General features: G+C 73.9%; 7 protein-coding genes. 3 read left to right on the forward strand and 4 right to left on the reverse strand.

All coding sequences use genetic code 11. The features are described 5' to 3' along the window. The first annotated feature begins 22 nt into the window (after nt 1-22). Nucleotides 23-1,285 carry an HNH endonuclease signature motif containing protein gene (locus INN71_RS13960; protein ID WP_277497741.1) on the forward strand — a complete coding sequence of 421 codons (1,263 nt, stop codon included), beginning with the start codon at nt 23-25 and terminating at the stop codon, nt 1,283-1,285. A gap of 237 nt (nt 1,286-1,522) precedes the next feature. Here INN71_RS13960 and INN71_RS13965 read toward each other — a convergent pair whose 3' ends face one another. The 4 genes from INN71_RS13965 to INN71_RS13980 are packed head-to-tail and all read right to left on the reverse strand — an operon-like array spanning nt 1,523 to nt 5,803. Continuing rightward, complete coding sequence (locus INN71_RS13965; RefSeq protein WP_277497740.1) at nt 1,523-2,854, reverse strand: serpin family protein; 1,332 nt, start codon at nt 2,852-2,854, stop codon at nt 1,523-1,525. A 39-nt stretch (nt 2,855-2,893) separates the two neighbouring features. Next, nucleotides 2,894-3,931, reverse strand: a complete 1,038-nt coding sequence (locus INN71_RS13970) for an NAD(P)-dependent alcohol dehydrogenase (protein ID WP_277497738.1) — start codon at nt 3,929-3,931, stop codon at nt 2,894-2,896. A gap of 1 nt (nt 3,932) precedes the next feature. Next, on the reverse strand, nt 3,933-4,760 hold the full coding sequence (locus INN71_RS13975; protein WP_277497737.1) for an iron-sulfur cluster assembly protein: 828 nt from the start codon (nt 4,758-4,760) through the stop codon (nt 3,933-3,935). Beyond that, nucleotides 4,757-5,803 carry an amidohydrolase family protein gene (locus INN71_RS13980; protein ID WP_277497736.1) on the reverse strand — a complete coding sequence of 349 codons (1,047 nt, stop codon included), beginning with the start codon at nt 5,801-5,803 and terminating at the stop codon, nt 4,757-4,759. Before INN71_RS13980 ends, INN71_RS13975 begins: the two co-directional genes overlap by 4 nt. A 221-nt stretch (nt 5,804-6,024) precedes the next feature. Between INN71_RS13980 and INN71_RS13985 the strand changes: the two genes are divergently transcribed. Then, entirely contained in the window at nt 6,025-6,837 is an 813-nt protein-coding gene (locus INN71_RS13985) for a GAF domain-containing protein (protein WP_277497735.1), read from the forward strand. Then, nucleotides 6,834-7,565 (forward strand): helix-turn-helix domain-containing protein, encoded by a 732-nt coding sequence (locus INN71_RS13990; protein WP_277497734.1) that lies wholly within the window; start codon nt 6,834-6,836, stop codon nt 7,563-7,565. Before INN71_RS13985 ends, INN71_RS13990 begins: the two co-directional genes overlap by 4 nt. Nucleotides 7,566-7,622 lie beyond the last annotated feature (57 nt).

A 7,622-nucleotide genomic window follows, 5' to 3' on the forward strand; every position in this document is an offset into this window, starting at 1 on the left:
TGCTTCCTGGTGTGATGGGTTCATGACCGAGACCGCGCTGCACCCCCTGGCCGGGGTCGTCGCGCGCGTCCACGGGGACCTCGACGACGGCTTCGAGCTCGGTCTGCTCACGCTGGGCCCGGCCGAGACGGGTGCCGCACTGGTCGACCTCGAGCGGGCCGCGCACCGTCTCGCGGCCTTGCAGTCGAAGCTGCTGGCGCACGCCGCCGCCGCGCGGGTCGAGGACGAGACGGGGGCAGCGTCTACCGCGGTGTGGTTCGCGACCGCGACCCGTACGACGCGGGCCGAGGCCCACCGCCGGGTCCGCACCGCGGTCGCCACGCAGGAGCAGTACGACGCCCTCGCCGCCGCGGGTGCGTCCGGCGCGGTGTCGCCTGTCCAGGTCGAGGTGGTGGTGCGGGCGCTGGACGACCTCGGCGACGACCTCGACGTGGACGTCCGAACGGAGGCCGAGCGGACGCTGGTCGGGTTCGCCCGTCAGCACGACGCGAAGGCCCTTCGGGTGCTGGGCCGGCGGATCCTCGACGTCGTCGCCCCCGCTGTCGGCGAGGCGCGTGAGGCGGAGCTGTTGGCGCGGGAGGAGCGCGAGGCTGCGGCGAAGGTGCGGCTGACGATGCGCGAGGACGGGCACGGCTGCGTCCACGGGAAGTTCACGATGCCGGAGATGCACGGCGCGATGTTCGCCAAGATGCTCGACGCCATCGCCTCACCCCGACGCGACCACCTGCGCGAAGAGGAGGGCGGCGCCGAGGACGCTGAGCCAGCCGCCGCACGGCCAGCGTGGGAGCGTCGCGGTCAGGCGTTCGTCGAGCTGATCGAGCGGATGCGCGACGCCGACCTCCCCGACGCCGCGGGTGCTGGCGCGACGGTCGTGGTCACGATGCAGGTCGACACCCTGACCGGTGGCCTGGCCGCGGCGTCGCTCGACACCGGGCACCGCATCTCTCCGGGTGAGGCCCGACGCCTGGCATGTGGTGCAGACCTGGTCCCGGCGGTGCTGGGCACGAAGAGCGAGGTGCTGGACCTCGGCCGGGCGGCGCGGTTCCACACCAAGCCCCAGCGGATCGCGATGCTCCTGCGCGACCAGGGCTGCACCGCGGAGGGATGCGACGCACCACCGCACTGGTGCGAGGCCCACCATGACGACCCCTGGTCGAGGGGCGGCCGCACGTCGGTCGAACGGGGCCGGTTGTTGTGCTGGCGCCACCACCGCGTCGCCCACGACCCGACGTACCTCACCGAGACCCTCGGCACCGGCAAGCTGCGGTTCACCCGGCGGAACTGAGCAGCCCCCCCCCTCAGCCGCACCGTGGTTTCGAGGGCCGCTAGCGCGGCCACCTCAACCACCGGACTAGCGCGGCCACCTCAACCACCGGGACTTACCGGTGGTTGAGGTGGGTTGCTCTGGCAACCCCTCGAAGCCACGCCCGGAGACCTGTCGTGGTTTCGAGGGCCGCCGGGGCGGCCACCTCAACCACCGTCGCCCTGCCGCCTCAACCACCACGCTGCCGGCGCGGCCACCTCAATCGGGGCGCTGTGACGGGTCGTCGACCCACCCCACGAACAACGGTGTGCCGTGGGCGACGTCATGGATGCAGTAGGCGAACGGGCGGTCCAACGTGAGGCTTGGCGGGACGAACGCCGACACCCCGTCCATCACCAGCGCCGTCGCCGCAGCCGCCTCGGTCCCGGCCTCGGTCACCTCGATCCACCCCTCGTGCACGACCGCGCCGATCACCAGGGCGAGCTCGACGCTCATCCCCGAGAAGTCGGCGCCCGGCCCGAACGCCGTCGGCATGCCGGCTGCGGACAGCGCCTCCTCCAGCCTCGCCTGTGTCCGCATCTCCCACCGCGGCAGCACGACCTGCACGTCGGTGACGGGTTCGACGGCGTCGAGCAGCCCCGGCAGGCCCCCGCCCGCGAGCCGCTCCACGAGCTCAGCCTCCTCGCCGGCCGCCGGCAGCATCACTGTCATCGCCAGCCGGCCGTCGGCGTACGGCAGCCGCGCCACCTGCACCCCGTCGGCCACGCCGTACCCGTCCGCGACGGACCTGCTCGACATCAGCGGCACTGTCACCTGTTCGCCGGCGCCCGTGGTGAAGACGCCGTCCTCCGTGGCAGCGACCTCGAAAGCGGTGGCCCACGGCGCGTGGAAGTAGACCGCGTTGACGAGCACCAGCCGCGTGGCGTCGCTGATGACGCCCGCAGGCACGAGCTCGGGGATGCGCTCCTCGGTCTGCTCCGCCACCCAGCCGTTGACGGCGACGCGCCCGGCCTCAGGATCGGCCGCGAAGTCCGCGAGCTGCAGGCCCGCGCCGTACGACGTCGCGAGCGCCTCGAGGAACGCCTCCTCCCACCTGAGGCCCGCCTGGCCGAAGACACGGTTGGCCACGGCCAGCACCACCTCCGCCGCCCCACCGTCCGCCAGCGTGACCCGGCCCGCCAGGCCCTCGACGTGGGCAGTCAGCGCGTTGAAGCCGTCGCCCAGCCCCTCGGCGTCCCCGCCGAGCACCGCCTCCATCTCCGCGGCGGTCGCGCCCCGGGCGCCGGCCAGCGTCATGGCCAGCGCCACGGCGACCGAGCACGGCGAGACCACTGCGTTGCGAAGCCGCCCGTCCACCTCCAGACCGGCCTCCGCGGCGTGCGCCACGAGGGCCGCCCCCACCGCGTGGGCGCTCGCCGCACCGACGGCGGCGAGCGCCGGATCCACCTCGGCCCCCGGTACGTCGGCCGCCGCCAGGTCGACGCCGCCGGCCGGGGACGACCCGTCCCCGCAGGCGGCGAGGGCCGGCGTACCCGCCAGCAGGGCGAGCAGGCCCGCCAGCCGCAACGTGTCGCGTCGGGTCAGCTCCATGCCCGCACGGACGCGTCAGCCGGCCCGGACGGTTCCCGCCTACGGCTGCAGGATCGCCCGCCCCCGCACGCGGCCGGCGTCGAGGTCGTCGATCGCGCTCTGGAAGTCGTCGAGGGCGTACTTCTGCGTGTGCAGCGTGACCAGGCCACGCGCGGCCAGCTCCATGAGGTCGCAGAGGTCCTCGTAGGAGCCCACCAGGTTGCCCACGTAGGTGATCTCGCGGCTGATGACGTCGATGGTCGGGACGTCGATGTTCTCGCCGTACCCGACGACGTGGTAGTCGCCGGCGTCCCGCAGCATCGCCGTGCCCTCGGCGGTCGCACCGCCCTCGCCGACGAAGTCGACCACCACCTCGGCGCCGTGCCCGCCGGTGAGGTCGAGCACCTCCTCGACCTGGCGGCCCTCCGCCACGACGCCGTGGTCGGCGCCGATCGTGAGCGCCAGCTTCACCGCGTCGGGGTTGCGGTCGACGACCAGGATCTCTGCGGCCGTGAGCGCCTTGAGCACCTGGATGCCGATGTGCCCGAGCCCGCCCGCGCCGATGACCGCGACCTTGTCGCGCGGCCCGAGCCGCCGCGCGGCCTTCGCCGCGGCGTGGTACGCCGTCAGCCCGGCGTCGGCGAGCGCGGCCACGTCGGCGGGGTGCAGCGACGGGTCGATCTTGACGATGCTGCGCGCGGACGTGCGCAGGTACTCGGCGTACCCGCCGTTCGTGTCGATGCCGGGGAACTGGTTGGCCTGGCAGTGCACGTCGTCCCCGGAGCGGCACGCGCGGCACAGCCCGCAGGTGATGAGCGGGTGCACGATCACCGTGTCACCCTCGGCGACGTGGGTGACCGCGGAGCCCACGGCGTGCACCCAGCCCGCGTTCTCGTGCCCGATCGTGTAGGGCAGCGCGACGCCGGACTTCTCCGCCCACTGGCCCTCGAGGATGTGCAGGTCGGTGCGGCACACGCCGGCGCCGCCGATCCGCACGACCACGTCGAACGGGCCGGTGACCTCCGGGACGGGCACCTCCGCCATCCGCAGGTCCTGGTGGTAGCCGACGACCTGGACGGCTCGCATCGTGGCGCTCATGTCAGTGGTCCTTCTCCTGGGTGGCGGGGGTGGCGGGGGTGGCGGGGGCGCTCGCACCCGCGAGCAGCGCCTCGACCGAGAAGAACGCCTCGTCGCCGCGGGGCGCCTGGTCGTCCTCCGAGCCGGGGTAGCGGGTGCGCAGCAGGCCCCGGCAGAAGTGGGCGTTGCCGTCGATCGAGATGCGCGTGGACCGGGCGCGGCGCAGGGCCATCGGCACCTGCTCGGGCGGGTACGGCGTGCCCGCGTGGTCGACGAGCACGACCGCGTCGGGGTGGTCGCCGAGACCGACCTCGGCGCGACGGCGCAGCAGGGCCCGGGTCGTCGGGGCCGCGGGCGGCAGCTGTCCCAGCGTCACGGCGCCGACCGCTGCCTCCGGCAGGTCGGGGTCGGCCCGCAGCAGCGCGGTGAGGCAGCGCTCCACCGCCGCCGTGTGGGCCTTGCGCCGGAACGTCGCGCGCAGCTCGTCGAGGCTGTCCTCGGCCTCGTGGCCGAACGTGCCGCGGTAGTCCGCGTCGGCCGCGAGACCCGCGTTGATGAGCCCCGAGTCGTGGTGGTCGTCGAGCTCGACGACGACCTCACCGATCCCCGGGAGCGCGGCGAGGGCGTCCTTCGCGTCGGAGGCCATGAGGTAGGCGAAGTTGGGCGAGCAGAACGACGTCGGCAGCCGCAGGTGCACCTCGACCCGCCCCTCGGCCAGGTCGACGCTGCGCACGAAGCCCAGGTCGGTGATCGGCTCGTCGAGCTCCGGGTCCGCGACGGTGGCGAGCACGCGTCGTACGTCGAGGAGCGTCGGCACCGCGGCGGCCCGGCCGACCGCGGCGGTGCTCACCGCGCCCCCACGAGGTCGGCGCGCTCGGGCTGGCGCGGGCCGGTCGCGGTCTCGTCGGCGTCGGGCAGGCGCAGGTGCTCGGGCACCTCGATGCCGTACATCTTCGCGGCGTTGAGGCCGAGGATCTTCTTCTTCTGCGCGGTGGTGAGCGGCGCGTACTCCGTCATGTCGTCGGGGATCTGGAAGTCGACGAACTGCTCGACGAGCCAGCGCGGGGTCCACAGCGCGTAGTCGGAGGAGAACTGGATGCGGTCCTCCCCGATCCAGTAGACGAGCTCGCCGATGATCTGCGCGAAGTAGCGCGGCCGGGTGTGCATGAACGGCATCGCGACGGCGAGACCGCCGTGCACGTTGGGCTCCTGCGTGGCGATCCAGCAGAAGTCCTCGAGCCGGGGCAGGCCGACGTGCTCGATGACGAAGTCGAGGTCGGTGAAGTCGGTCGCCACGTGGTCCACGTCGGCGACGTCGAACGCGTCGCGGTCGAGCGGGCGGATCGTCGGGCCCTTGTGGATGTGGATGTTGGTGATGCCCAGCTCGCGGCACAGCTCGAAGTAGCGGTAGGCCCACGGGTCGTCGAGCCGCCAGCCGCGGGACTGGCCGTGCCACTCGGCGGTGTAGAGCTTGACCCCCTGCAGCCCGAACCGCTCGGCGTCGGCGCGCAGCTGGTCGAGGCCGGCCTCGCCGTTGCGCGGGTCGAAGTGGTGGTTGTAGGTGAGGCGGTGCCGGTTCGCCTGGGTGAGCGCGAACGCCTCCTCGGTCTGGCCGAACCCGTTGCGGTAGAACTCGCCGAGGTGCGCCGGCTGGAAGATCGCGTGGTCGACGTACCCGTCCTCGAACAGGTCCTTCACCAGGCGCTCGCCGCCCTGGTACAGGTACTCCTCGTAGCCCCACTTCTCCGCGTCGGGCGAGAGGTTGGAGTGGTAGTCGTAGAAGCAGTCGATGAACTGCTTGCCGTGGATGTTGCGCTGGTTCTCGACCCGCGCGTCCCACAGGGCGACGTGGGCGTCGACGATGAAGTAGCTCTCGCCGTCCTTGGTGTACATGGAGGTCTCCGTCCGCTCGGGTGACTGGCGTCACACGTAGCGGCCACCGTAGGAACGGTCGGCCCTCGCCGCGGGGCTGCGGGCGTCTCAATCCGAGACGCGGGGTGTCTCAACCTGAGACGGTCGTCCAGATCCGCCACCGACGCCCGGTTGTAAACGTGGCTCACACCCGACGCCGGCCCCCGCCGCGCTACCGGGCACGGCCACGAGGAGGTGCGGCGATGACGGACCACGCGCTGCGCAGGGCGGACCTGCAGGCCGACGCCGCGCGGCTCGGGCGTCGTACGACGGACGCGGCCGAGCGCCGCGACGTGCCGGGCCGGGTGGTGGCGTCGTGGCAGCGCAGCGAGGCGTACGGCGTCTCCCTCGAGCAGGTGGAGCCCGCCTTCAGCGGCTCCTGGGACGAGGAGTCCCTGTTCGCCGAGTGCGGCCGCGAGGTGCTCGACGGCCTGCACGAGACGCTCGCCGACGACCCGGTCAGCGTCATGCTGACCGACGCCGAGGGCCTCGTGCTCAACCGGCGCTCGGGCGACCACGCCCTGCTGCGGGCGCTCGACGACGTGCACCTCGCGCCCGGGTTCCGCTACTCCGAGCGCGAGGCGGGCACCAACGGGCTGGGGCTCGCGCTCGCCGACCGCGTCCCCACCCTCGTGCGGGCCGACGAGCACTACGCGATGAGCCTGTGCACCTACACCTGCGCGGCGGCGCCCGTCATCAACCCGCTGACCGGGCGGCTGGAGGGCAGCGTCAACCTGACCACGTGGTCCGAGCAGTCCGGCAACGTGCTGCTCGCGCTGGCGCAGGCCGCGGCGGGCAGCACGGCGTCGCTGATGCTCGTGCGCTCGCGGGGGCACGACGCACCGCCCGCGCACCGGGGCGAGGTACGCCGCGTGCGGACCACCTGGCTCGAGCCCGGCGACGGCCCGGCGGGGGCGATGTCGCCGGTGTGGACCCGCGCGCTGGCCGAGGCCGAGCGGGGCGTGGACGCCCCCGGCGTCACCCTCGCGGTGGGCGAGACCGGGTCGGGCGGGTGACCGTGCTCGCCCAGGCGCTGCAGCGGCGACGGCCGCGCGACCGCGTGCTGTGCGCCCAGGCGCCCGAGGCGAAGGACGTCGACGACTGGCTCGCCGTCTGGGGCCCGGAGGTCGGCAAGCCCCGCACCCACGTCATCATCGGCGACGTCGACCGCCTGCCGGTCCGCACGCTCGACGCCCTGCGCGACCTCGCCGCCCGCACCCGGCGCGCGGCCGGTGGCGCGGCGGGCGGGGCTGCGGGCGCGGTAGGTGTGGGACCGACGCTCGCCATGACCGCCGAGTCGTTCGACGCCGTGGCCCCGTCCCTGGCGGACACCGTCGGCAGCATCGTCGCGGTGCCACCGCTGCGGGAGCGGACCGGCGACGTCGTCCCCCTCGCCCGGCACACCGCCCGCCGCCTGCGCGGCCGCGAGGTCGGGTTCACCGACGCCGCGCTGCGCGCCCTCACCGCGTGTCGCTGGCCCGGCAACGTGCGCGAGCTGGAGGAGGCGGTGCACCACGCCGCGACCCGCACCGACCTCGTCGACCTCCAGCACCTGCCCCCCGCCGTGCTCTCCGGGGTACGGCGCACCCTCACCCGCATCGAGACCTTCGAGCGGGACGAGATCGTCCGCGCCCTCACCCGCCCCGGCACGACGATGGCCGCCGCCGCCGCGAGCCTCGGCATGAGCCGGGCGACGATCTACCGCAAGGTCGCGCAGTACGACATCGCGGTGCCGTGGGACTGAGCCCGCGCGCGCTGTCACTCGCCGCTCCCACCGCCCCTGTAACGCGGTGTCCGGGCG

The sequence above is a fragment of the Nocardioides sp. ChNu-153 genome, assembly GCF_030466625.1.
Classification (GTDB): Bacteria; Actinomycetota; Actinomycetes; order Propionibacteriales; family Nocardioidaceae; genus Nocardioides.

Coding starts and splice junctions, on each gene's coding strand:
- INN71_RS13960 (WP_277497741.1), top strand. CDS start 23: ATGACCGAGACCGCGCTGCACCCCCTGGCCGGGGTCGTCGCGCGCGTC.
- INN71_RS13965 (WP_277497740.1), bottom strand. CDS start 2,854: ATGGAGCTGACCCGACGCGACACGTTGCGGCTGGCGGGCCTGCTCGCC.
- INN71_RS13970 (WP_277497738.1), bottom strand. CDS start 3,931: ATGAGCGCCACGATGCGAGCCGTCCAGGTCGTCGGCTACCACCAGGAC.
- INN71_RS13980 (WP_277497736.1), bottom strand. CDS start 5,803: ATGTACACCAAGGACGGCGAGAGCTACTTCATCGTCGACGCCCACGTC.
- INN71_RS13985 (WP_277497735.1), top strand. CDS start 6,025: ATGACGGACCACGCGCTGCGCAGGGCGGACCTGCAGGCCGACGCCGCG.